Source organism: Nisaea nitritireducens, assembly GCF_014904795.1.
GTDB classification, from domain to species: Bacteria; Pseudomonadota; Alphaproteobacteria; order Thalassobaculales; family Thalassobaculaceae; genus Nisaea; species Nisaea nitritireducens.
On sequence record NZ_JACZFS010000008.1, the window covers coordinates 1 to 24,755 of the forward strand.

The 24,755-nt window shown below is 59.8% G+C and carries 21 protein-coding genes; 10 read left to right on the forward strand and 11 right to left on the reverse strand.

Going from position 1 to position 24,755, the window contains the following annotated elements; all coding sequences use genetic code 11:
• Nucleotides 1-43: 43 nt before the first annotated feature.
• The 7 genes from IG629_RS01200 to IG629_RS01230 form a co-directional block, all read right to left on the reverse strand.
• The gene (locus IG629_RS01200; protein WP_193170169.1) at nucleotides 44-631 is read right to left on the reverse strand and encodes a carboxymuconolactone decarboxylase family protein; all 588 of its coding nucleotides are present in this window, start codon (nucleotides 629-631) and stop codon (nucleotides 44-46) included.
• A 381-nt stretch (nucleotides 632-1,012) separates the two neighbouring features.
• Nucleotides 1,013-1,294 (reverse strand): DUF2160 domain-containing protein, encoded by a 282-nt coding sequence (locus IG629_RS01205; protein ID WP_193170170.1) that lies wholly within the window; start codon nucleotides 1,292-1,294, stop codon nucleotides 1,013-1,015.
• A 14-nt stretch (nucleotides 1,295-1,308) separates the two neighbouring features.
• Nucleotides 1,309-2,118: a carbohydrate ABC transporter permease gene (locus IG629_RS01210; RefSeq protein WP_193170171.1), complete on the reverse strand. Its 810-nt coding sequence runs from the start codon at nucleotides 2,116-2,118 to the stop codon at nucleotides 1,309-1,311.
• Nucleotide 2,119: 1 nt separating this feature from the next.
• A complete protein-coding gene (locus tag IG629_RS01215) occupies nucleotides 2,120-2,983 on the reverse strand; it encodes a carbohydrate ABC transporter permease (protein WP_193170172.1) in 864 nt (287 codons plus the stop codon).
• A complete protein-coding gene (locus tag IG629_RS01220; protein WP_193170173.1) occupies nucleotides 2,980-4,068 on the reverse strand; it encodes an ABC transporter ATP-binding protein in 1,089 nt (362 codons plus the stop codon). Before IG629_RS01220 ends, IG629_RS01215 begins: the two co-directional genes overlap by 4 nt.
• 10 nt (nucleotides 4,069-4,078) lie before the next feature.
• The gene (locus IG629_RS01225) at nucleotides 4,079-5,161 is read right to left on the reverse strand and encodes an ABC transporter ATP-binding protein (RefSeq protein ID WP_193170174.1); all 1,083 of its coding nucleotides are present in this window, start codon (nucleotides 5,159-5,161) and stop codon (nucleotides 4,079-4,081) included.
• A gap of 138 nt (nucleotides 5,162-5,299) precedes the next feature.
• Entirely contained in the window at nucleotides 5,300-7,036 is a 1,737-nt protein-coding gene (locus tag IG629_RS01230) for an ABC transporter substrate-binding protein (protein WP_193170175.1), read from the reverse strand.
• Nucleotides 7,037-7,388: 352 nt separating this feature from the next.
• Between IG629_RS01230 and IG629_RS01235 the strand changes: the two genes are divergently transcribed.
• The 6 genes from IG629_RS01235 (at nucleotide 7,389) to IG629_RS01260 (ending at nucleotide 13,261) form a co-directional block, all read left to right on the forward strand.
• Nucleotides 7,389-8,195 carry a DeoR/GlpR family DNA-binding transcription regulator gene (locus IG629_RS01235; protein WP_226886367.1) on the forward strand — a complete coding sequence of 269 codons (807 nt, stop codon included), beginning with the start codon at nucleotides 7,389-7,391 and terminating at the stop codon, nucleotides 8,193-8,195.
• Nucleotides 8,196-8,208: 13 nt separating this feature from the next.
• Nucleotides 8,209-9,708 (forward strand): glycerol-3-phosphate dehydrogenase, encoded by a 1,500-nt coding sequence (glpD, locus tag IG629_RS01240; RefSeq protein ID WP_264299809.1) that lies wholly within the window; start codon nucleotides 8,209-8,211, stop codon nucleotides 9,706-9,708.
• A gap of 99 nt (nucleotides 9,709-9,807) precedes the next feature.
• Nucleotides 9,808-10,722 carry a DMT family transporter gene (locus IG629_RS01245; protein WP_051284318.1) on the forward strand — a complete coding sequence of 305 codons (915 nt, stop codon included), beginning with the start codon at nucleotides 9,808-9,810 and terminating at the stop codon, nucleotides 10,720-10,722.
• A gap of 99 nt (nucleotides 10,723-10,821) precedes the next feature.
• Entirely contained in the window at nucleotides 10,822-11,457 is a 636-nt protein-coding gene (gene upp, locus IG629_RS01250) for a uracil phosphoribosyltransferase (protein ID WP_193170177.1), read from the forward strand.
• 28 nt (nucleotides 11,458-11,485) lie between these two features.
• A complete protein-coding gene (locus IG629_RS01255; protein ID WP_193170178.1) occupies nucleotides 11,486-12,691 on the forward strand; it encodes a CaiB/BaiF CoA transferase family protein in 1,206 nt (401 codons plus the stop codon).
• Nucleotides 12,692-12,721: 30 nt separating this feature from the next.
• Complete coding sequence (locus IG629_RS01260; RefSeq protein WP_193170179.1) at nucleotides 12,722-13,261, forward strand: cysteine hydrolase family protein; 540 nt, start codon at nucleotides 12,722-12,724, stop codon at nucleotides 13,259-13,261.
• Nucleotides 13,262-13,264: 3 nt separating this feature from the next.
• Here the strand turns inward: IG629_RS01260 and IG629_RS01265 are convergent, their stop codons facing one another.
• A complete protein-coding gene (locus IG629_RS01265; protein ID WP_193170180.1) occupies nucleotides 13,265-13,741 on the reverse strand; it encodes a VOC family protein in 477 nt (158 codons plus the stop codon).
• A gap of 272 nt (nucleotides 13,742-14,013) precedes the next feature.
• Between IG629_RS01265 and IG629_RS01270 the strand changes: the two genes are divergently transcribed.
• The gene (locus IG629_RS01270; RefSeq protein ID WP_193170181.1) at nucleotides 14,014-17,226 is read left to right on the forward strand and encodes a response regulator; all 3,213 of its coding nucleotides are present in this window, start codon (nucleotides 14,014-14,016) and stop codon (nucleotides 17,224-17,226) included.
• On the opposite strand, the gene IG629_RS01275 is transcribed toward IG629_RS01270, so the two are convergent.
• Nucleotides 17,223-18,005 (reverse strand): DUF2189 domain-containing protein, encoded by a 783-nt coding sequence (locus IG629_RS01275; protein ID WP_193170182.1) that lies wholly within the window; start codon nucleotides 18,003-18,005, stop codon nucleotides 17,223-17,225. The two genes, IG629_RS01270 and IG629_RS01275, sit on opposite strands and share 4 nt — an antisense overlap.
• 281 nt (nucleotides 18,006-18,286) lie before the next feature.
• Here IG629_RS01275 and IG629_RS01280 point away from each other — a divergent pair, with 281 nt between their 5' ends.
• The 3 genes from IG629_RS01280 (at nucleotide 18,287) to IG629_RS01290 (ending at nucleotide 22,994) form a co-directional block, all read left to right on the forward strand.
• Nucleotides 18,287-19,447 (forward strand): TAXI family TRAP transporter solute-binding subunit, encoded by a 1,161-nt coding sequence (locus IG629_RS01280; RefSeq protein ID WP_193170183.1) that lies wholly within the window; start codon nucleotides 18,287-18,289, stop codon nucleotides 19,445-19,447.
• A 94-nt stretch (nucleotides 19,448-19,541) separates the two neighbouring features.
• Complete coding sequence (locus IG629_RS01285) at nucleotides 19,542-21,545, forward strand: TRAP transporter permease (protein WP_193170184.1); 2,004 nt, start codon at nucleotides 19,542-19,544, stop codon at nucleotides 21,543-21,545.
• 393 nt (nucleotides 21,546-21,938) lie between these two features.
• Entirely contained in the window at nucleotides 21,939-22,994 is a 1,056-nt protein-coding gene (locus tag IG629_RS01290) for a dipeptidase (protein WP_193170185.1), read from the forward strand.
• 62 nt (nucleotides 22,995-23,056) lie between these two features.
• On the opposite strand, the gene IG629_RS01295 is transcribed toward IG629_RS01290, so the two are convergent.
• A complete protein-coding gene (locus tag IG629_RS01295; protein ID WP_193170186.1) occupies nucleotides 23,057-23,266 on the reverse strand; it encodes a cold-shock protein in 210 nt (69 codons plus the stop codon).
• A 76-nt stretch (nucleotides 23,267-23,342) separates the two neighbouring features.
• Nucleotides 23,343-24,722, reverse strand: coding sequence for a DEAD/DEAH box helicase (locus IG629_RS01300; RefSeq protein ID WP_226886368.1), 1,380 nt, complete (start codon nucleotides 24,720-24,722; stop codon nucleotides 23,343-23,345).
• Nucleotides 24,723-24,755: the final 33 nt, after the last annotated feature.

Genomic DNA, 24,755 nt, shown 5'->3' on the forward strand with positions numbered 1-24,755 from the left:
CGAGGCGGTTTTTTTGTGCCCGGAATCCGGACCTTCCTGCCTGTCAGTCCTTGAACGGTTCTTCTTCTCCGTCAGGAACCGAGACGCGGAAAACATTCAGGTTGGCCGAAATCATCGCGTAATAACCGGCAAGGGTGACGAGATCCGCCATACCCCGGTTTCCGATCCGTCCAAGGGTGTCGGCATAGGTCTCATCCGAGACATCGCCCGTCCGCATCAGTTCAGCGACAAACTTCTGAACGGCCCCGAGGTCGGGATTGCCGGCCGGTGCTTCCCCACGCTTGATGGCGGCGATCTCGTCCGGGCTCATGCTTTCCTTCAAGGCGATCTGCTCATGCGCCCACCACTCGTATTGGGAACGCCAATGCCATGCGACCGTGAGAATAGCGGTCTCCCGCAGGGCGCCCGAGAGAGACGACTCGAACCGGAGCTTCACACCGAGTGCCTGCGCAGCCTCGCCGGTTTCCGGCGTGTGCAGCCAGGCATTGAACGGGCCACGCAATGCACCGCTCTGCTCCATCATGTCGATGCCCGGCCCGGACTTGAAGCGCACGCCCCCGGTGATGGCCTCGTAAAGTTCCGCCTGTTTAGGGGCGAGATTGCCTGGGGTGAGTTTGGGCAAACGGTCCATCAGAAAAGTCTCCGGAGAACTGGTGCGGACAAGAGGGTCGGTTCAGACGATGGACGATAAATCGGCTTAAAGGGAAGGGGGCACTCGGCATTGCTTTCGTGCCGAAAACGGAACCAGAGACGTGTTTGTTGGCGGTCGGGACAGGATGCCGCGCGATGCGGTGTCAAATGCAAAGGCTTCAGCCCTAGCGACGAATGGCCTGTGACCGCCCATCCGCTGGATCGGAAGGGAAAGGCAGTGTGTGGTGGAGCGGGCTCTTCTTGCTTCGTCATTCCCGCGCACGCGGGAACCCAGACATCGTAGAGCGCCATCCGGCTTCCCTGGGTCCCAATTTGCATGGGGATGACGACTTGGGGCTAGGTCCAGCGCTTGGCGCGACGCTCAAACGTATCTGAAAACCAGCACCCCGTAGACAATTGCAATCGCCAGCGGTGCCCAGAGCAGGGTGCTCACCAGCCCCAGCCAGGCGAGAAAGATAAACGCGCTGCCAAGCAACCAGATGAACAGCCGGTCGCCGCGTGTTGTGGTCAGGCCGAGCACGCCGTCGCGCGGGGCGCCGCCCGGATTGCGTAGCTCCAGCATCGTCATGGTGCCGAGGCAGCAGGCGATGAAGATGAAGAAGGCGGCGGTCGGCCAGGTCCAGGCCATCCAGCTCAATCCCATGATCTGTCTCCTTCTTAGACCCGCCCGAGGGCGAAGCCCTTGGCGATGTAGTTGCGCACGAAATAGATCACGAAGGCGCCGGGGATGATGGTCAGTGTGCCTGCCGCCGCCAATAGCCCGAGCTCATAGCCGGACGAGCTCGCCGTCTTCGTCATAGTCGCCGCGATCGGTTTGGCCTCGACCGCGGTCAGGGTCTTGGCCAGCAGCAGCTCGACCCAGGAGAACATGAAGCAGAAGAAGCAGGCGACGCCGATCCCGGCGGCGATGGTTGGAATGAAGATCTTTCCGAAGAAGCTCCAGAACGAATGCCCATCCACATAGGCCGTCTCGTCCAGCTCCCTCGGCACGCCGGACATGAAGCCTTCCAGAATCCAGACCGCCAGCGGGATGTTGAACAGGGTGTGAGCCAGCGCCACGGCAATGTGGGTGTCGAACAGGCCGACTGCCGAATAGAGCTGGAAGAAGGGCAGGGCGAAGACCGCCGGCGGGGCCATCCGGTTGGTCAGCAGCCAGAAGAACAGGTGCTTGTCGCCGATGAAGCGGTAGCGCGAGAAGGCGTAGGCTGCCGGCAGCGCCACGGCGACCGAGATCGCGGTGTTCAGGGTGACGTAGGCGATGGAATTCACATAACCCATGTACCAGGTCGGGTCGGTGAAGATGGTGATGTAATTGTCGAGGGTGAATTCCTGCGGATAGAGCGTGAAGCTGCCGAGGATCTCGTTCGTGGTCTTGAACGACATATTGATCAGCCAGTAGATCGGCAGCATCAGGAACAGGATATAGAGGCTCGGTACCAGCCAGCCGGCGGTTTTCTTCGCGTTCATGTCACTGCTCCTCGTTCCGCGTCATCACCGTGTAGAAGACCCAGCTCAAGAGCAGGATGATCAGGAAGTAGATCAGGGACATCGCCGCCGCCGGGCCGAGATCGAACTGGCCGAGGGCGATCTTCACCAGATCGATGGAGAGCAGGGTGGTGGAGTTGCCGGGCCCGCCGCCGGTGAGCACGAAGGGCTCGGTATAGATCATGAAGCTGTCCATGAAGCGGAGCAGGAAGGCGATGGTCAGAACCCGGCTCAGTTTTGGCAACTGGATATAGCGGAAGATCGCCCAGCTGCCGGCGCCGTCGATCTTGGCGGCCTGATAATAGGCGTCGGGGATGGAGCTGAGACCGGCATAGGCCAGCAGAACCACCAGCGAGGTCCAGTGCCAGACATCCATCAGGATCAGAGTGAACCAGGCATCTCCCGGCTGGCGGGTGAAATTGAAGTCGAACCCGATGGCATTCAGCATGTGGCCAAGGAAGCCGATATCCGGCAGGGCGAAGATGTTCCACATCGCACCGACCACATTCCAGGGGATAAGCAGAGGCAAGGCCATCAGCACCAGGCAGACCGAAACCCACGGCCCCTTGCGCGGCATGGTCAGCGCGATGGCAACGCCGAGCGGCATTTCGATGGCGAGGATGCTGGCGGTGAAGATCGCCTGCCTGCCGAGGCTGGCATGGAAGCGCTCGGATTGCAGGATGTCCTGGAACCAGATCACCCCGGCCCAGAAGAACTCGTTGTTCCCGAAGGTTTCCTGCACCGAGTAATTGACGACCGTCATCAGCGGGATGATCGCGTTGAAGGCGACCAACGCGAAAACCGGAAGGACAAAGAGCCAGGCCTTGTTGTTCTGCAGCTTGTTCATGCTTCCGCTCCTCCGGCCACCAGCCAGCCGTCGCGATAGACCCGTGTCCGGTCGGCACGGAAGGACAGCGCCGTTTTCCCGGTCGGGATCTCGATGCCCTCATTGACCAGCAGTTTCACCGGCATATCGCCGACCCGCGTCTCCACGATCTGATAGCGGCCGCTGTCACTGACCTTGACCACATCGGCCGCGATACCGTCAGTCTCGGAGAGGCTGACAAATTCAGGCCGGACGCCGAGACGGAGCGGGCCTTCTGCCCCATCCTTTAGCGCTCCGGCATTGCTCGTCGCGATTGGCTGGCCATGCAGAAAGGCCTGTCCACCCTTTACCTCACAATCGAGAATGTTCATGCCGGGAGAGCCGATGAAATGGCCGACGAACTCGTGGCCGGGCGTCTCGAACAGCTCGACCGGCGTGCCGATCTGCACCACCTCGCCAACATTCATCACCACCACCTTGTCGGCGAATGTCAGGGCCTCGGTCTGGTCATGGGTGACGTAGATCATTGTCCGCTTCACCCGCTGATGCAGCTCTTTCAGCTTGGAGCGGAGTTGCCATTTCAAATGCGGGTCGATCACTGTCAGGGGCTCGTCGAACATGATCACGTTCACGTCCGAGCGGACCAGCCCGCGGCCGAGGGATATCTTCTGCTTACCGTCGGCGGTGAGGCCCGAGGCGCGGTTCATCAGGGTGTCTTCAAGATCGATCATGGCCGCGATTTCTCGCACCTTCTTGTCGACATCGGCTTCCGGAACGCCGCGGTTGCGCAGCGGGAAGGCCAGATTGTCGTAGACGCTCATGGTGTCGTAGACGACCGGGAACTGGAACACCTGCGCGATATGGCGCTGATCCGGCGCGAGCCCGGTGACATCCTCGTCGTCGAACAGCACCTCGCCGTGGCTCGGAGTCAGCAACCCGGAGATGATGTTGAGCAGCGTGGTCTTGCCGCAGCCGGACGGGCCGAGCAGGGCATAGGCGCCGCCATCCTCGAAAGTGATGTCGAGTTGCTGCAGCGCGTAGTCTTCGGGCCGCTCCGGGTTTTCCCCGTAGGCGTGCCGGAGGTCGTCGAGGGTGATCTTCGCCATCGCCTCTCTCCTAAGCTCGTGCCGAGGCGGCGGCGGCCAGCGCGCCGTCTGGAGCAAAATACATGGCCTGTGCGAAATCGGCGTGCAGGCGGGCTTCGGCGCCGACTTCGAACGCATGGATGCCGTGAGACTGGGAAACCCAGGTTTTGCCGCCCTTGGCGAAATGGATGATGCTTTCCGAGCCGCTGAGTTCGGTCACCATGACCCGGCCGGAAACCGGCACCGGGTCCGCGCCGGTCGCGGCAGTCGTCACGAAATGTGGCCGGATACCGAGCGTGTAGGGACCGTCCAAAAGAGAAGAAGCGGGGCCATTGGCGGCCCAGCGGGCACCCTCGGCATCGACAAAATGAGCGCCCTGTTTCTCGCAAGCCAGCACGTTGATCGGCGGGTCGGAGAAGACCTGGGCGCTGAGCAGGCTGTTGGGCTTGCGGTAGATTTCCCTGGTCGGGCCGAACTGGGTGACCGCCCCCTCGAACAACGTCGCGGTATTGCCGCCGAACAGCAGGGCCTCGGTAGGCTCCGTCGTTGCATAAACGACAATGCAATTGCGGTCGGCGAACAGGCGCGGCAGCTCGTCCCGTAGCTCCTCGCGGAGTTTGAAGTCGAGGTTTGCCAGTGGCTCGTCGAGCAATACCAGATCGGCATCCTTGACCAGGGCGCGGGCAATCGCCGTGCGCTGCTGCTGGCCGCCGGAGAGGGCACCGGGCAGGCGGTCCAGCATCGGGGTCAGGCGCAGCAGCTCGGCCATGTCTCCGACCCGCTGGCGAATCAGGTCTTCCGGCGCGCGCGCCACCCGGAGCGGGGAGGCGATGTTCTCATAGACCGTGTAATTCGGATAATTGATGAACTGTTGATAGACCATCGAGACGTTGCGCTGCTGCACGGGCATGCCGGTCACGTCCCGGCCGTCGAACCAGATCTCGCCTTCCAGCGGACGTTCTAGTCCCGCCATCAGCTGCATCAGTGTGGTTTTGCCTGCGAGCGTGGAGCCGAGCAGGATGTTGAAGCTGCCGGGCTCGAACGTTAGGTCGGTCGGGTGGATATGCACCACGTTTCCGACACGCTTGGTTACGCCTTTGAGTGTGAGTGTCATGGCCTCTCGAGAGGTCGGCGGATGATCGCGCGGGCCGTCCCGACGAATCCGCAATGTCTGGAATTTAGAAAAAATCCGGGGCCGGATCGAGGGATACGGCCCCGGAGGAGTGAAGTCTCCGAGTTAGGGAGAGCGGTCCTAGTTCTGAGACCAGCGTTTCACAAGCTCATCGTAGGAAACGGTTTCGCCCTTTGGCTTCTCGTTGGCGAGCGGGGCCTTGGCGCCACCCTTGCTAAGCCATGCGGACGGATCTTTCTCTTCGTTCAGACGCGGGCCGCAACCGCCATAGGTGTTGTTGGCCTTGTCCGCACGTTCCATGCGCCCCATCACCTGGTCCATCTCGCTGGCGAGACGATCCATGGCTTCCTGCGGAGTGAAGGCGCCGGAATTGACGTCACCGATCTGCTGCCACCAGAGCTGGGCCAGCTTCGGATAGTCAGGCACGTTCACACCGGTAGGCGACCAGTTCACCCGGTCGGGCGAGCGGTAGAACTCGACCAGACCGCCGAGCTTCGGAGCCCGTTCGGTGAAGGATTTGTCGTTGATGTCGCTGTCCCGGATGATAGTCAGGCCGACATGGCTCTTTTTAAGAGACACGGACTTCGAGACCACGAACTGGGCATAGAGCCAGGCGGCTTTGCGGCGATCGACCGGGGTCGACTTGAACAAGGTCCAGGAACCGGCATCCTGATAACCGAGCTTCTGGCCTTCTTCCCAGTACGGACCGTGCGGGGACGGAGCCATGCGCCAGAGGGGCACACCATTGTCGTCGACGGTGTTGTTGCCGTCCGCCTTGGACGCGACCATGGAGGCGGTGAAGGCGGTGTACCAGAAGATCTGCTGGGCGACATTGCCTTGGCTCAGGGCCGGCAGCGACTGATAGAAGTCATAGTCGGCCGCACCTGGAGGTGCGTATTTCCGCAGCCACTCATCCCATTTGCGGATGGCATAGACAGCCGCCGGGCCGTTGGTTCCGCCGCCGCGGGATACGGACGCGCCGGCCGGGTTGCAGGAATCCGCTTCCATCCGGATGCCCCACTCGTCGATCGGACGGCCGTTCGGCAGACCTTTCGAGCCGGCACCGGCCATGGAGAGCCAGGCATCGGTCATGCGCCAGCCGAGATCCGGAGCGCGCTTGCCGTAATCCATGTGACCGTAGACGCGAACGCCGTCGATTTCCTTCACATGCTCGGTGAAGAATTCGGCGATGTCCTCATAGGCGGACCAGTTCACCGGAACGCCCAGCTCGTAGCCGTACATTTTCTTGAATTGGGCTTTAAGCTCCGGCTTGCTAAACCAGTCGTAGCGGAACCAGTAGAGGTTCGCGAATTGCTGGTCTGGCAGCTGGTAGAGCTTGCCGTCCGGGCCTGTGGTGAAGGATTTGCCGATGAAATCGTCAATGTCGAGCGTCGGCAGTGTGACGTCCTTGCCGTCGCCGGCCATCCAGTCCGTCAGGTTGACCGCGAGCTGCAGGCGCGCATGCGTGCCGATCAGATCGGAATCGTTGATGTAGGCGTCGTAGAGGTTCCGGTTCGTCTGCATCTGCGTCTGAACGGCCTGAACCACCTCGCCCTCGCCAAGCAGCTGATGGTTCACCTTGATGCCGGTGATTTCCTCGAACGCCTTGGTCAGGGTTTTGGATTCGTATTCGTGGGTCGGAATGGTCTCCGACAGGACATTGATTTCCATGCCCTTGAAAGGCTCGGCGGCCTTGATGAACCACTCCATCTCGGACTTCTGTGCGTCCTTGGAGAGAGTGGAGGGCTGGAACTCGCTATCGATCCATTTCTCGGCTTCTGCCATGCCCGCCTTTGCGACGTTCGGCACAGCGAGAAGAGCCGTGACCGCAACCGCGGCCATCAGTGTCTTCTTCATTATTTTCCTCCCAGCTTGAAAGCTTTTATGACTATCAAACGAAAAAAAGTGAAGGTCAAGCGATGCTGGTCGAATGCCTGTAAAATGCCGTGAAAGTTGGGTGCCGGTCGGCGCTGTCCAGATTCGGATCGTTCATAAAAATGTCAATTAATGTAGAGATATAGCGCTCTATAAAGTCGCCCTTGGCAGAATAATTACCGGGGAGGAGTGACTGATTTTGTATGCAAAGCTTCTCTGGAAATCGAAAGAAAACGAATGTAGGATTATTTTGAGCGCGAAAGTCGCATTGGTGTGTTTTCATATGAACATTCCAGCGGTGAATCCGGCGGCTGGGTTTTTCAATTGAAGGTAAATGAAAGGACGCGAGATGGATGCGGTTTCGCCGCGGCAGACCGATATCCTGAGGATGGCCCGGCAGTCCGGGCGTGTTGGGGTTGACGATCTCGCTCTTCAGTTCGACGTGACGCCTCAGACCATTCGGAAGGATCTGAACGAAATCTGTGACGCTGGCTTGCTGCAGCGGGTGCATGGCGGCGCGGTCTATCCGTCCGGTGCGATCAATTACGCCTACGATGCGCGGCGCTCGCTCGCGGCCGAGGAAAAGCGCCGGATTGGAGCGACAGCGGCAGCCCTGATTCCGGACAACAGTTCGGTCATCCTGAATATCGGCACGACCACGGAGCAGGTTGCCTTCGCCTTGCGTGAACGTGAAGGCCTGATGGTGATCACGAACAACATCAACGTCGCCAACATTCTGCGGGAATCGCCATCGACGGAAGTCATCATCGCCGGCGGTCTCGTCCGGCGAACCGATGGCGGGATCGTCGGGGAAGCGACCGTTGATTTCATTCGCCAGTTCAAGGTCGATCACGCGGTGATCGGGGCCTCCGCGATCGACGAGGACGGGGCAATCCTCGACTACGACTATCGCGAAGTCCGCGTTGCACAGGAAATCATCCGGCACGCACGGCGTACGATTCTTGTCGCCGATCATATGAAATTCGACCGGAACGCGCCGGTTCGCATCGGGCACCTCAGCGACATCGACGTCCTTGTGACCGATGCCGATGTACCGGAGAGCGTTCAGGAACTTTGCACGCTCCACGGCGTGACTATTGCCAGCGCGCCCGGGGCGCCGGGCGAAAATGATCCAAGCTGAGAAGGATGCTCCAATGTATGACATCGCCGTAATCGGTGGCGGTATCAATGGATGCGGTATTGCCCGGGATGCGGTCGGGCGCGGCTATTCAGTTTGCCTTGCCGAAATGTCGGATCTGGCCAGCGGAACCTCTTCCTGGTCGACCAAACTGATCCATGGCGGCCTGCGCTATCTGGAGCATTACGAGTTCCGGCTGGTGCGCGAATCCCTGGAGGAGCGCGAGGTGCTCTGGGCCATGGCGCCGCATATCGTGCGCCCGATGCGGTTCGTCCTGCCGCACCATTCCGGATTGCGCCCGGCCTGGCTGCTCCGGCTTGGCCTGTTTATTTACGACCACCTTGGCGGGCGCAAGCTGCTGCCGCCGACACGGGTTCTGAACCTGACCTCGGATGAGGCGGGCGCGCCGCTGAAAGCGGCGTTCCGCAAAGGCTTCGAATATTCCGATTGCTGGGTGGACGATGCCCGCCTGGTGGTGCTGAACGCCCGTGATGCGGCAAACCGCGGTGCCGACATTCATACCCGCACACAAGTCGTGAAGGCTGTTCGAGAGGACGGGCACTGGCGGGTAACCTTGCGCGATCTCCGCACCGGAGCCGAGCGGGACATTGAAGCGCGATTGCTCGTCAATGCGGCGGGGCCGTGGGTCGACCAGGTGTTGGGCGAAACTTTCGGACGCAACGGCGCGCGGAATGTCCGGCTGGTACAGGGCAGTCATATCGTCGTGCCGAAGCTCTACGACCATGACCGGAGTTACATCTTTCAGAATTCCGATGGCCGGATTTTCTTCGCCATTCCCTATGAGCGCGATTTCACCCTGATCGGGACCACTGACAGGGATTACCAGGGCGACCCCGCAAAGGTTGCGATCACGCCGGAAGAATCGGCTTACCTCTGTGCCGCCGCCGGCGAGTATTTCAAGCGGCAGGTCGCGGTCGACGACATTGTCTGGACCTATTCCGGCGTGCGTCCCCTGTTTGACGACGGTGCCTCGAAGGCACAGGAGGCGACCCGGGATTACGTGCTGCGCGAGGAAGGCGAGCCTGAGAGCGGTGTGCTGGTGAATATCTTCGGCGGCAAGCTGACCACCTATCGGCGGCTCGCAAATTCCGTCATGAAAAAGATCGAAGCTGCTCTCGGCTCCAAAGGGCCGGAATGGAGCGGGTCCGAGCCGCTGCCCGGCGGCGACTTTCCGGTTCTGGAATTTGCGGGCAGGCTTCAGGCCCTGAAGCAGAAATACCCGTTCCTTGACGATGGCACCGCTCTCCGGATCGAACGCCAGTTCGGGACATTGGCCGAGACGATTCTCGGAAATGCGAAGGCGCTGTCGGATCTCGGACGGGATTTTGGCGCCGGTCTGACGGAAGCGGAAGTGCGCTATCTGATGAGCCGGGAATGGGCGGTGACGGCAGAGGACATTCTGTGGCGGCGCAGCAAGCTGGGGCTCCGGCTTTCAAAGGCCCAGGTGGATGCTCTGGAGGCCTATATGGCGGAAGTATCCTCTCGCGCCGCGTGAGTAATTTTATTTCATAATCGGGTTGCAAAAGAGACGGTTTCTTATCAGTCTGGCCGCAATCCGGCGTTCTGTCCGGACCACTCATCCGGGAGCCTACTCATGTTGGGTCCGAAAGCGGGCGGCCTTACCGGCGCCTTCTACGGGAACGCCTATATTTTGCTCGCCCTCACCACATTGATGTGGGGCGGGAATGCTGTTGCTGGCCGGCTTGCAATCGATGAAGTTTCGCCGATGGCTCTGGTTCTGCTGCGCTGGGCCGGCGTCGTGATTCTGATGGGCATCGTTTCTCGGAAAAAGGTGTTGGCTGAATGGCCGGTATTGCGGGAGCGATTCTGGTTTCTGTTCGCTCTCGGTACTCTCGGTTTCACCATGTTCAACGGGCTGTTCTACGTTGCCGCCCATTCCACGGTGGCGATCAATATGGGCATCCTGCAGGGCTCCATCCCGGTCTTCGTGCTGATCGGTGCACTGCTCGCCTATGGCACGCGGGTCTCCCTGGTGCAGGGCGGTGGCGTGCTGCTCACCATGGTCGGTATCGTTCTGATTGCCTCTCATGGAGAGCTGGAGCGACTTGCGGCGCTCGCGTTCAACCACGGTGACCTGCTGATGGTGATGGCCTGCGCTCTCTATGCCGGATATACGGTGGCGCTGCGGAAGCGGCCAAATGTTTCGGGCATCGCCATGTTCACCATCATGGCCGCCGCGGCCTTTATTACTGCGCTGCCACTGGCTGCGATCGAGGCGTATGCAGGCGATTTCCAGTGGCCGACGCTGAAGGGCTGGGGAATCGTTCTGTTCGTCACCCTGTTCCCGTCGTTCCTGGCGCAGATCTTCTTCCTGCGCGGGGTGGATCTGATCGGCCCGGGCCGGGCGGGAGTGTTCGTCAATCTGGTGCCGGTCTTCGCGTCCGGGCTCGCCGTGGTGATTTTGGGTGAGGTCTTCGCCTGGTATCACGCTGCGGCACTCGTCCTTGTGCTGGGCGGCATTGCGCTGGCAAACAGGACGAAGAGCTGAAATCGGCGCCAGCGGGCTTGCCCTTTTCAGATGACGGCGTATGACTGGGCGAAATATGACATTTCCCGGTCAGGAACCGGAATGCGAGGAGAGAGACCCTTGAGCGCACATCCCGTCACCGTCGTCGATCATCCGCTCGTCCAGCACAAGCTGACCATCATGCGGAAGGCTGACACAACCACCTCCAAGTTCCGGCATCTGCTGAAGGAAATCGCGCACCTTCTGGCCTATGAAGTGCTGCGGGATCTGGATGTCGAGACCGTCGAGATCGAAACCCCGCTGGAAACCATGATGGCCCCGCGTCTTGAGGGAAAGAAGCTCTGCTTCGTCTCGATTCTGCGCGCCGGGAACGGGTTGCTGGACGGTATGCTTGAGCTGGTGCCGTCGGCGCGCGTTGGACATATCGGTCTCTATCGTGATCCGAAGACGCTGGAGCCGGTCGAGTATTACATGAAGCTGCCGGAACATCGGGACGAGCGCCTCTTCATCGTTGTCGATCCGATGCTGGCAACCGGTAACTCCGCCGTCGCGGCAATTAACCGCCTTAAAGCGGCGGGCGCCACGAATATCAAGTTCGTCTGCCTGCTGGCGGCGCCGGAGGGCATCGAGACCTTCCAGAAAGCATTGCCGGACGTGCCGGTGTTCACCGCGTCCATCGACCGTCAGCTGAACGAGAAGGGGTATATCATGCCCGGTCTCGGCGATGCCGGGGACAGGATGTACGGCACCAAGTAGCTGAAGCGATCCGATTGGGGCGGAGAGCATGACATCACCGAAGCCTTTGGCTGGCAGGCGGGTTCTTGACCTGACCAATGTGCTGGCGGGACCGTTCTGCTGTCATCAGCTCGCCCATCTCGGCGCTGAGGTGATCAAGGTCGAAGTACCGGGAACGGGCGATCTTGCCCGCCAGCTTGGTGCCGACAAGGACCTGAATGAAGCTCTCATGGGAGTCTCGTTTCTGGCCCAGAATGCGGGCAAGCGCTCCATCACCCTCAATCTGAAATCCGAGGACGGGAAGGCTGTGTTCCGCCGGCTTGTTGCGGGGGCGGATGTGCTGGTCGAGAATTTTCGGCCCGGTGTGATGCAGCGCCTCGGGCTCGGCTTCGAGATGTTGAAACAGTCTCGTCCAGACCTTGTCTACTGTGCGATTTCCGGTTTCGGTCAGGACGGGCCGATGCGTGATCTGCCTGCCTACGACCAGATCATCCAGGGCATGTCGGGTGTCATGAGCATTACCGGCGCGCCGGATACCGCGCCGTATCGCGTCGGCTTCCCGGTTGCGGACACCATCGGCGGATTGACTGCGGCGATGGCGATCTCGGCGGCGCTGGCAGAGAAAGACCGGACGGAGCCCCGTTTCATCGATGTGGCGATGCTTGAATCCGTACTCGCGACCATGGGGTGGGCGGTCTCCAATTTCCTGATCGCCGGGCGACCGCCGCAGCCTCTCGGAAATGACAATGTGACGGCAAGCCCGTCGGGGACTTTCGAGACGCGCAACGGTCTGCTGAATATTGCTGCCAACAAGCAAGAGCAGTTCGAGGCTGCCTGCCGGATCCTGGATCGTGCGGCGCTGATTTCCGATCCGCGTTTCGCCACCCGGTCGGCCCGGCTGGAAAACCGGGTCGCTCTGGCAGCCCTGATGACAGAAGCGTTCATGCAGGACGATGCGGTGTCATGGGAGGCCAGGTTGAACGAAGCCGGTGTGCCAGCCGGCCGCGTGCTGAGCGTTCCAGAAGTCCTTGCTGTGCCGCAGGTTGCCGGCCGGGGGCTGGTCGAGACCTTCGAGAAGGTTTCGGGCGTGGGACGGGATGTCAGTATTGTCGTGCCGGGCGTCAAAATCGATGGCGAGGCACCGCGCGTGGATGCGCCGCCGCCGGAGCTTGGTGCCCAGACCGATGAGATCCTCGCTGAACTGGGTTATTCTTCCGGCGAGGTTGCAAGACTGAAGGATAGCGGCGCGGTCTGACGCGACGCGTATCGCTGTCGGGGAGCATGCATGAAAACCGCACTGATCGTCATCGACATGCAGCTCGGCTCCTTCACGCCATATTCCGCCCGCCACGACACGCTGGGAACGGTTGAGCGTATCAACCGGCTGGCTGACAAGGTCCGCGCCCAAGAGATGCCCGTTATCTTCGTGCAGCATGACGGCCCGGTGGGCGACCCGCATCACCCGGACGCGCCCGGCTGGCACCTTCTGCCGGAACTGGAACAAGCTCCGGACGATATGGTCGTGCGTAAGACGTCCTGTGACGCGTTTCTTGAGACCGGTCTCCAGAGTCTGCTCGAACGGGAGAAAATCGAGCAGCTCATCGTGACCGGATGCGCGTCGGATTTCTGCATCGACACCACGGTCCGGTCAGCGCTGGCCCGGCGCTATGCGACACTGGTCCCATCCGACGGGCATACAACAGCGGATCGGCCGTATTTGCCCGCCGAGAAAATCATCGAGCATCACAACGCGGTCTGGTCCGACTTCCTGTCGCCGATCGGTCCCGCAAGGGTGATCCCTGCCGCAGAAATCGAGCTGGCCTGACCTTCAGGCCTTCTTGGCCTGCCAGTCTTTCAGGGTCGCGTGAGCGTGGTCCTTGCTTGCCATTGCTTCGTCGTGCCCTTCGCGCTTGGCGGTCAACTCGATGACATATCCGTTCGGGTCGCGAAAGTAGATCGAGTCGATGAAGCCGTGATCGGCGACGCCCCTTGTCTCGATTCCCGCGTCTTTTCCCTTTTGATGCATGGTTTTCAGATCGTCCGGCGTGACCTCAAGCGCAATGTGAAGATCAAAATCATGCTGCTCCTTGAACTCGAACGGTCGGTCCGGCGCTTCGAAGAACGCAAGCGCCGACCCGTCGTCCATCTGGTAGAAAGAATGCAGTGTCCCGGTCGCTCGGCCGCTCTTGGTCTCTTTGATCTCGAAGGCATGGACCAGCGGTAGCCCTAGGAAATCCTCATAGAAAGCCCGTGTTTCTTCAGAATCGCGGCAGCGATAAGCGTTGTGATGAAGTCCCTTGATCATTTCATTCTCCCGATCTTTACAATACGGCGAATTATTGCCCGTCCTGTAATATCTGCCAGTAATGGATGATATTCGACGGTTCGTCCCGGAACAGATCGTTTTCTCAGAAAAACAATAGCTGACATCTTCTTTAATTCGCGGAATTTAGCCATATACTACCGAACAGACCTTTATTCTTTTGGAACGAGATCGGAGAGTATTCTGTTCCTGACGACCATTCGGTGTTGCGGATACCAGTGTGCTGAGAACCTTTTGGCTTCTCGGAGCAAGCGATGAATCGTGAGAAGGACCAGTCCTTGGCAGGTGACGGTTTTGATCAAGAGCGGGACCGTCTTGAGGCTTTCGCAGATGTATCGAACGGATGGTTCTGGGAGACGGATGAGAACCACCGCTTCATCTATGTCTCCGGCTCTGTGGAGCGACTGGCGGGAAGAACTCCGGAATGGCACTTCGGAAAATCGCGCGAGGATGTAGGCGGCCGCAATGTTCGGCCGGAGGTCTGGCAGGCGCATTTGGATGACCTGGAAGCCAGACGTCCATTCGAAAGTTTTGTCTATCGCAGGCTGGCACCGCATGCCGAGCTTTGGGTGCGGACGAGCGGGGCTCCGCGATTTGATGCCGGGGGAACCTTCCTCGGCTATCGCGGTTTCGCATCGAATATCACTGCGGAAATAATGGTCCGCCGCGAAGCGGGGCTACTGAAAGAGGCGTTTCAGCAGGTTACCGAACCGTTTGTCCTGTGGGGACCCGACGAGCGTCTGGTCGTCTGCAACGATGCTTATATGAAACTGAATCAGAACTTCGCATCCATTCTGGTTCCGGGAATTGCTTTCGAAGATGTTCTCCGCGCTGTTGCAAATGAAGGCCACGTAACGGCTGCGATCGGGCGCGAAGAAGAGTGGATTGTCGAACGGCTTGAGACTCACAGGCTGCCCGAGCACTCCCACTATCTGCAATTGTCGGGCGACCGGCACATGATGATTCATCAGCAGAAACTCTCCAATGGCGCCGTCGCCTGGTTCGGTCTGGATATTACGCAACTGAAGCAAGCCGAGCGCCGGGCGGAAGAGGCCCACAGGCAGTTGACCGATGCAATTGAGGCGCTGCCGGACGGTTTCTGCCTTTACGATTCCGACGACCGTCTCGCCCTGTTCAATTCTCATTACGCGACCTTCATGGAGGCTTTCGGTCTGAAAGCCGAAGTCGGGCTCAGCTACGAGGAAGGGTTGCGCAAGGCTGCCGCTTCCGGGCTGTTCAATATTCCGGAGGGTGGACAGGAAGAATGGATAGAGAAACGGTTGGCCCTGCATCGCTCACAGGAAGTCGTGCGGTTTGATCGACCGTTCAAAGACGGATGGGCTCGGGCTATCGAGAGCTCGACGAGCGACGGCAGCAGGGTCGGGCTTCGGATCGATATTACCGAATTGAAAGAGCAGGAAGCAGAACTGCGGCGCGCCCGGGAGGCGGCCGAGATTGCGACCAGTGCGAAATCAATGTTCCTGGCCAACATGAGCCATGAACTTCGAACGCCCCTCAACGGGGTGATCGGGCTCAGCCGACTGCTCGCTGAAACGCAGCTTGATGAAAAGCAGCGCGATTATATGGCGAAAATTGAGGCGTCATCCGAGAGCCTGTTGTCCATCGTCAAGGATGTTCTCGATTTCTCCAAGATCGAGGCCGGCGAAATGGTCCTTGATGTCACTGATTTCGGCCTCGATGTCGAGCTTCGGCGTCTGAGTGACGTGATGGCGTTGCGGGCGGCTGAAAAAGGCTTGGACTTCCGGATCGATGTCGATCCGGACACGCCGATGAACCTGACGGGCGATCCCGTTCGTATTGGACAAATTCTCCTGAACTTCCTGAGCAACGCGGTCAAATTCACCGAGCGGGGAGAGGTCGTCCTGTCAATTGAAACCGAGGCCATCGCGGATAGCCATGCGGCCTTGCATTTCTCCGTACGGGATACTGGCGTCGGCATGACCGATCAGCAGGCCGCGAATGTCTTCAAGTCCTTCACCCAGGCGGATCCCTCGACCACGCGCCGGTTTGGCGGCACCGGGCTCGGCCTTTCTATCAGCCGGTCGCTCGCCGATCTGCTGGGCGGTGAAATTTGGGTCGAGAGCACTCCAGGCAAAGGAAGCACGTTTCACCTCCGGTTGCAGGTAGCGCTCGGAACCGCGTCCACCCCATATCAGGCCAAGGCGTTCGAGTGCCTCGCCGGAATGCGTGTCCTCGTGGCGGACAATAGTGAAACCGCCCGGATTCTGATGCATGAGATGCTGTCCCGGATGGGGATCGAGACGTATGTCGTCGAGGGCGGGGCGGAAGCGATAGCCGCAGCGGTTGAAAGCGGGCCTTTCGATGCGTTTCTCATTGATTACCGGATGCCGGAAGTCGACGGGCTGATGGCGTGCCGGAGTATATGCGAGGCTGCCGAAGCCAAAGGTGACGATAAGCCCCGCATTCTCATTGTTTCGGCAGACGAGAGCGAGACTCTGAAAGAAGCAGCGCGTGAGGCCGGAGCCATGGGTGTTTTGACGAAACCGATCAATGCATCGGTTCTGTTCGATGGCGCAGCTCTTCTGTTCGATAAAATGGATCTCGTGGCAGGGAAAAAAGGTCAGTCTGTTCCCCCCGATGGATTGAGGGGGCTGCGGGTATTATTGGTTGAGGACAACGCGATCAATCGTGAGGTGGCGGACGCGGTGCTTGGCAAGGCCGGTATCATTGTCACGCCGGCGGAGAACGGGTTGATAGCGCTGAACCTTCTGCGGGCAGAGGGGCGTGGAGCCTTCGATGCCGTCCTGATGGACATTCAGATGCCTGTCATGGACGGATATGCGGCAACGGAAATCATCCGGGACGAGCCAGAATTCGATGACTTGCCGGTCATCGCGATGACAGCCAATGCGATGGCGAATGAAAGGGAAAAGTGTTTCGCCGTTGGCATGCAGGACCATGTCGCGAAACCAATCGAGAACAAGAAATTGTTCGCGGCCCTTTGGAAGTGGTGCATCATTAAAGAAGAAGGCTCGACGGCTGCTCCTGACGCTGGGGCGGAACAATCTGGCGGGCAGGCAGGTTCGGAAGAGGGCGCCTTGGTCGAAGACAGCAACGCAACGGAACTGACATCAGACGACCTTGCAAAGCGGTACGAGCCGCTTGCCGAGATGATCGGCGATGCTTCCATGGTGGGCCGTTTCCTCGGCCAGTTCCGGGAAAGTTTTTCGGATGCGCGGGCCGTTTTTGCCGGACATGTCGATGTGGGTGATCATGAGAGCGCACATCGCTACGCACACCAGATCAAGGGGGTTGCGGGCAATTTGCGGCTGAATGACATCTTCGAGCAGTCGAAACTGGTTGAAGGCTGCTTCAAAGATGCCGATTCATCCTCGGAGACCTGTGCCGGCGTGTTGGAAGAGTTGCTGAGTCTGATTGATGCCGAGATGCTCCTGATTGACCGGCACTTGGCCGAGAACGCTTAAGTCTCGAAAGAAATCAACCTCTTGTACAAATGCCAGGTCGCATGCCCGAGAACGGGAAGTGTGACCAGCAGGCCTAGGAAGGCCGGCAGCATCGACAGATAGAGGGCCAGCCCGATAAATGCGGCCCAACCGATCATGATGAGCGGGCTCATCGTGACGGTCTTGAAGCTGGTGATCATCGCGGTGATGAAATCGTGTTCCTGCTCAAGCAGCAGCGGGAACGAAATGACCGTGGCCGAGAACAGAATTAACGCGAGCACGGCACCGAAAATATGCCCGAGGATGAGAAAAGCCAGGCCGTCATAAGTGGTCAGGATCACGGTCAGAAAACCGTCAAAACTCGTAAATGATTGAAAACCAAGAAAAATCGCGAGAAGAACGCGGACCTGATACATCCACATGATCAGCATGAACATGGTGACAAAAGCCATCCAGCCGAGCTCGCGCCTCCGTTGGGCGAAGATGACGTCGAGAACGTCTTTCCACACCAGATCCTGACCCGCGGAGAGCCGGCGACTGACCTCGTATAGTCCAACAGCGGCAAACGGTCCGATCAGGGAAAAGCCCACCGCGGTCGGGTAGGCAAGGTAGGACAGCCCCAAGGCCCAGGTCATGGCCAGGATGGCTATGCCGCCGAGGGCGAAAAAGCCGCCGAAGAACAATCCGAATCCCGGAGCTCTGCGGAAATCCTTCCAGCCATCGCTCAGCGCGGCTCTGAGATCGGCAACTGTTCCGGCCCGAATGGCTATTTTTGGAGGGTATGCCGTTTCGGATGTCATGCTCAGTCCTCCCATAATCTTTTTCCGCTGATTCTATGCCTTCCCGTCGCTGAGAGGAAGTGCCTGGGCGTATTGCCTGTGCGGCGTCCGGCATAGTCTCATTCCTGATTGTCAGTGCTCCGCGAACGCAATCGCTTGACCGCTTGCCAATTGCGGATATTTTGTTTGCGAAACGCAATTTCGCAAAAGTGCGGCGTCATCAACAAGTCGCACTTTGCAAGGGGTCCGGACCGCAAGACATCGCGAAACCGGGCCGCCAGGGAGCCTAAAGGAGGATTTTCATGGGCATTACTCTGCATTCAATCCGGCGTGCTGCGCTCGCCGGAGCTGCTTTCACCGTCGCTTTTGCCGGTACGGCCATGGCCGATGCCAAGCTGCCGAAACAGTTGGCCTGGACGGCTTACGGCACCGGTACCGCCGGCTACAATCAGTCTGTCGCCATCGGCGGCGCACTGAAAACCAAACTCGGCGTCAACCTGCGTGTCCTGCCGGGCAAGAACGACGTTTCCCGCACAGAGCCGTTGCGCCAGAAAAAGGTTCAGTTCTCGGCGACCGGCGTTGGCGCAAGCTTCATGGCGCAGGAAGGTGCTTTCGACTTCGGCTCCAAACGCTGGGGCCCGCAGCCGATCCGCACGCTGATGATGAACAACGGTGCAATTGGCCTCGCCGTTGGCGTTGCCAATGACATCGGTGTCAAGGAATACAAGGATCTGAAAGGCAAGCGCGTTGCCTGGGTCAAGGGCTCGCCGTCCCTGAACGTCAACACCGGGGCCTATCTCGCTTTCGGTGGTCTGACCTGGGATGATGTTGAGAAAGTCGAGTTCGGTGGCTTCGGTGCGTCCTGGGCCGGCATGGTGAACGGTCAGGTCGACGCGGCCTTCGCTTCCACCAGCTCGGGCAAGGCCTACGAAATGGAAGCCAGCCCGCGTGGCCTGCTGTGGCCGCCGCTCCCGGCGAGTGACAAGGACGGCTGGGCGCGCATGAACAAGATTGCGCCGTTCTTCCAGCCGACCAACGCAACCGTTGGCGCCACCATCAAGAAGGAAAGCCCGATTGCGACCGGTGCGTACCCGTACCCGGTTCTGGTCGCTTATCCGGAGCAGGACGAAGACCTCGTCTACAACATGACCAAGGCGATGGTTGAGCTCTTTGACGACTATGCTGGCAAGGCACCGGGCATCAATGGCTGGGCGCTGGACAAGCAGAACCTGAAATGGGTCGTCCCGTATCACGCTGGCGCCGTCAAGTTCTACAAAGAGGTCGGCAAGTGGGGTGACGCAGAAGAGGCGCACAACAACGGTCTGCTGAAGCGTCAGGACGTTCTGCAAAAGGCCTGGACCGATTTCCTCGCCAAGAACGTCGCCGAAGACGCTTGGGCAGCCGAATGGCGCACTGCCCGCCATGCAGCGTTGAACGCCGCCGGTCTCGACGCGGTTTTCTAAGCCTGTAGATCTTCTTTCGATGTCAGGGGACGGCGCACGGTGCGCCGTCCTCAGACGCTTTCATATACAGTATTTGTGAGTTGAGGCGCTCCACATGAGTGAGCAAGTTTCCCCGTCGTCCGGCATGGATAACGACAATGATGGCGATGCCGGAGAAAAGCAGCGCACACGCGCGCTAAGCGGCGTTGCCAAATGGATCTTCATCCTGTTCACCGCGGCGGCCGTCCTGCTGTCCGTCAATCAGCTCTTCAACTTTCAGTTCTTCGCCGGAGTTGTGATCCTGGAAGGACGTTATCTCTTCCTGCTCGCGGGATTATTCCTGTCTCTCACATTCCTGTCTTTCCCGCTGCGCGGTGAGGCAGGTGTCTCGGTTGCCTGGTATGACTGGGTGCTGGCCGGGCTGGCAGTGGGTGTCTCGGGCTATTTCGCTTACACGGCCGACCTCAGCCTTGAAGAGGGATGGGAATATGCGCCGCCGGAAACGGCCCGCTGGATTTCCTTCCTGTTCTGGGCGCTCATCATGGAGGCGACCCGGCGTGCTGGCGGTCTGGTGATTTTCCTGATCGTCTTTGTGTTCTCGCTCTACCCGACTTTTGCCGACGTCATGCCGGGCCCGATATCGGGTTTCGCCCAGCCTTTCGTCGACGTGATCCCGTATCACATCATTTCCTCCGAGAGCTCTTTCGGCATCCCGATGCGGGCTTTCGGCAATCTGGTGATCGGCTTCATCATCTTCGGCGCGGCCCTGCAATATACCGGTGGCGGCGCGTTCTTTAACAATCTGGCGCTGGCTCTTGTCGGCAACCTACGTGGCGGTGCGGCCAAGGTGGCGATCTTCGCCTCCGGCTTCATGGGCTCGCTTTCCGGCAGTGTTATCTCGAACGTGCTGACGACCGGCGCAATCTCCATCCCGGCGATGAAGAAGACCGGCTTCCCGGCACGCTATGCCGCCGGTACGGAAGCCTGCGCCTCAACGGGCGGCGTCCTCATGCCGCCGGTCATGGGCACCACGGCATTCGTTATGGCGTCCTTCCTTGGACGGCCCTATCTGGAAATCGCGGCTGCTGCGGCCATTCCGTCGCTGCTTTACTATTTCGGCCTGTTCATCCAGATCGATGCCTATGCGGCTCGCCACAATCTCAAGGGCATTCCGCGCGAGCAGTTGCCGTCAGTCTGGGAGACGATGAAAGAGGGCTGGTACTATCTCTTTGTCTTTGCCCTGCTGATCTTCCTGATGATGTTCCTGCGTCAGGAAACCTGGGCGCCGTTCTACGCGACAGCCCTGCTACTGATCATCAATCAGGTCTCTAAGAAACACCGGTTCGATCTGAAGGGGTTCTTCAATCTGGTCTACAGCATCGGCCGCGGGCTGACAGAACTCGTCGCGGTGCTGCTTGGTATTGGCCTGATTGTGGGTGCTTTCTCGGCAACCGGACTTGCCGGAACTCTGGTCAACGACCTGATATTCCTCGCCGGCGGCTCTGTGTTCATGCTTCTGGTTATGGGGGCGATCACAAGCTTCATCTTCGGCATGGGGATGACGGTCACGGCCTGTTACATCTTCCTCGCGGTCGTGCTCGCTCCGGCTCTGGTGAAAGCTGGCCTGAACGAGTTGGCAGTGCACCTCTTCATTCTCTACTGGGGCATGGTGTCCTACATCACACCGCCGGTCGCGCTCGGTGCCTTTGCCGCGGCGACCATGGCCCGGACCAACGCGCTTGCCGCCGGTGTCGAAGCCATGCGCCTCGGCAGCATCATCTATTTCGTGCCGTTCTTCTTCGTGCTCAATCCGGCGCTGATCGGTGAAGGTGATACGGCGGAGGTGATCGTTGTTCTGGCAACCGCGCTACTCGGTGTCTATCTCGTCGGCAGTGCCCTTCAGGGCTATATCGCCGGATTTGGCAGTATCGGGTCGGGGATGCTTCCGATGGCGGCACGAGGCCTTCTTCTGGTCGGCGGGTTGTTCTTTGCCGCGCCGGGGGACGTCATCCCAGGAGTGTCGCATCTGCACATGACGCTCATCGGCGGAGTTCTGAGCGTACCTGTTCTTCTCTTTGCCCGGATGAACCGACGGAGAGCGGAAGCGGCTATCGGATAGGGACGGAGTTTGGTGCGGCGGGGGACGGCTCCCGACTGGCCCGTCCTGCGGCGAAAGGCATCGGCTGTGCTGGTTTACCCTGCACTTCCGTTGCCATCCGCCGCCTGCCGCGCCGCACGCTCTATCTAGGTGAGTCGCATAACGAAGCGATTGCTTTTGCATGACTTTTTGATGTCGCTTAGTTATGAAATCCTTGGAATTTCCACGCAAGATCAAGGCTTCGGCGCTGACTGAAAACACCTGTGGCTGAAATCGACTGGAAAAATACCCAGCCGGGCGCGACTATGCCTTTCCATATCCTGTGAACGGAAACAGGCCGCCCAATCCTTTGGACGGAATGCTGTACTGGTTCTGCGCCCCGTTCTCTCCACACGCCTGCCTGAAGGAAGCATCATGCCTGCTGACCTTATTCCCGTTTTTGATGGACATAACGATACGTTGCTCCGCCTTGTGCTGGCTGGTGGCAGTCGGGATGCGAAGAGCTTCTTCGTAGAAGGCAAGACTGGGCACATCGATCTTCCGCGCGCCCGTAAGGGAGGCTTTTGCGGCGGGCTCTTTGCCATGTTCACGCCATCCAGGCTGCTGGATGACGAAACGCTGGACCTGTCGCCGGACGACCCTGGAAACTTTGCACCGGTGTCGCGGGAAAACGCAGAGCCGTTTACCCGCAAGATGATCGATATGGCGCTCTCGATCGAGAGCCTGTCAGGCGGTGATGTCGTCATCGCTCATTCGGTCGGCGAAGCCCGGCGCGCGATGGCGGACGGAAAGCTGGCGATCATCCTTCACATCGAGGGGGTAGAATGTCTCAGCCCGGATCTCTCCAACTTGCACGAACTCTACCAGGCGGGATTGCGGTCGCTCGGGCCCGTCTGGAGCCGGAAGAACGCGTTTGCCGACGGTGTGCCGATGGATTTTCCGGGATCGCCGGATACCGGAAGCGGCCTGACGGAAGCGGGCAGGGATCTGATCCGTGCCTGCAATACGATGGGGATCATGGTGGATCTCTCGCATATCACCGAGAAAGGCTTCTGGGACATAGCGGAGCTCTCAACCAAGCCACTGGTTGCATCCCATTCGAACGCGCACGCGATCTGCCAGTCGCCGCGCAATCTGACGGACAAGCAATTGGAGGCAGTCCGTGCGAGCGCGGGGCTCGTCGGCATCAATTTCCATGTCGGGTTCCTGAGGCCGGACGGGGCCAAGGACGAGCGAACCGATCTGGATCAGATCGTTGCGCATACGGATTATCTGCTGGAGAAGCTTGGCGAAGACGGCGTCGCTTTTGGCTCGGACTTCGATGGTTGTACGGTGCCGGCGGCGCTTGGAGATGCCGCTGGCATGCCACGTCTGATCGAAAGGTATAGGCAGGCAGGGTATGGTGAGACGCTGATCCGCAAGATTGCTGCGGAGAACTGGCTCTCACTGCTGGAACGGACCGGTCTCTAGGGCGCGTTAACGGGAGAGAGGTCGTCCCGGACCCCTGATGGAGTCCGGGACGTGAATGTCGATTAGTCGACTTTCAGATTGGCGGCAAAAGCCCGGCCACGGCGGGAATCTTCTTCAAGATCGAACGTGATCTTGGTGCCGTCCGGCAGGTCGCTCAGACCAGCGGTCTGAAGAGCGGTGATGTGAACGAACACATCGGCGCCGCCATCATCCGGCTTGATGAATCCGTAGCCTTTGGTGGTGTTGAACCACTTAACTGTTCCTGTCGCCATTTTCGTCTCCTTGTTAAATCAATGGCAATTTCATGGCCGGCCCGGCCCCCCAGGTCGGCCGTGAGTCGAACGCCGCCTATGCAGCCTCGCGGCGTTTCGATTGCTTGCGCCGGAGAGTGTTTTCACCCCCGCCGCCATTCGGTTTCCCGTGTGCGGGCTTCGGCTTGTTGCCTGGCTTCTGCGGACGGTGGTTTGACTTCTCGTTCGATCCGTTACCGCCGCCATTGCCGTCTTTCTTCGCGAAAGACTGGCCGCCACGCCGCTTCGGACCACGGCCTTTGCCGGATCCGTTCGGACGCTGGCCGCGACGGTTGCCACCGTCGTTCGCCGGACGACGCTCGGGAGCGGTTCCGCCGATCACTTCGATCCGTTGTCCCGTGAGACGTTCGATATCGAGCAAATAGGCGAACTCGTCCGGATCGCAGAGCGACAGCGCTGCGCCGTCGGTACCGGCCCGGGCCGTGCGGCCGATGCGGTGCACATAGCTTTCGGGCTCGTTCGGCAGCTCGAAGTTGATCACATGGGTGACGTCGCTGACATCGATCCCGCGTGCGGCGATATCCGTTGCGACGAGCGCACGGCAGGCACCGTTACGGAACCTTTGCAGGGCACGCTGGCGCGCGCTCTGGGTCTTGTTGCCATGCAGGGCTTCGGATTCGATACCGGAGGCCGTGAGCATCTTCGCAACCCGGTCCGCTTTGTGCTTGGTCCGGGTGAAAATGATGACCTTGTTGAAGTCGGGGTTCGACAGAACCTCGAGCAGGAGACCCTGCTTGGCGGAAGCCGGGACGTGGTGCACGGTCTGGTGAATGCGTTCCACGGTGAGCTGTTCCGGCGTCACTTCGACACGACCGGGTTCTTTCAGCAGGAACTGCGCCAGCTGTTCGACCTTCGGCGGCATGGTGGCGGAGAACAACAGGCTCTGCCGGGCCGACGGAACCAGCTTCGCGACTTTCCGCACGTCATGGATAAAGCCCATGTCGAGCATCCGGTCAGCTTCGTCGAGCACCAGGTGCGAGACAGAGCCGAGGCTGACGCAATCGCGTTCCACGAGGTCGAGCAGGCGGCCTGGTGTCGCGATCAGAATGTCTGCGCCGCGGCCGAGTGCGGCTCTCTGCGGGCCGAAGGCGACGCCGCCAACGACGACAACCTTCCGCAAGCCGAGATGGCGTGTATAGGTCGCAATGCTCTCGCCGATCTGGACCGCGAGTTCGCGGGTCGGGGCGAGGACAAGGGCGCGAACGGTTTTCGGCGGCAGCTTGCGCCGGCCGGCTTTGTCCGCTTCGGCAAGGTGATGCAATATCGGCAGCGAGAACGCGGCCGTCTTACCCGTGCCGGTCTGAGCGATCGCGAGCAGGTCGCGCCGGTCCAGAACCAAGGGTATTGATTGCTGTTGGATGGGAGTCGGGGTTTCGTATCCAGCGTCTTTCAAAGCACGCAGGATGGGCTCGCACAAGGCGAGCTCTGAAAAGGTGGTAGAAGTCACAGA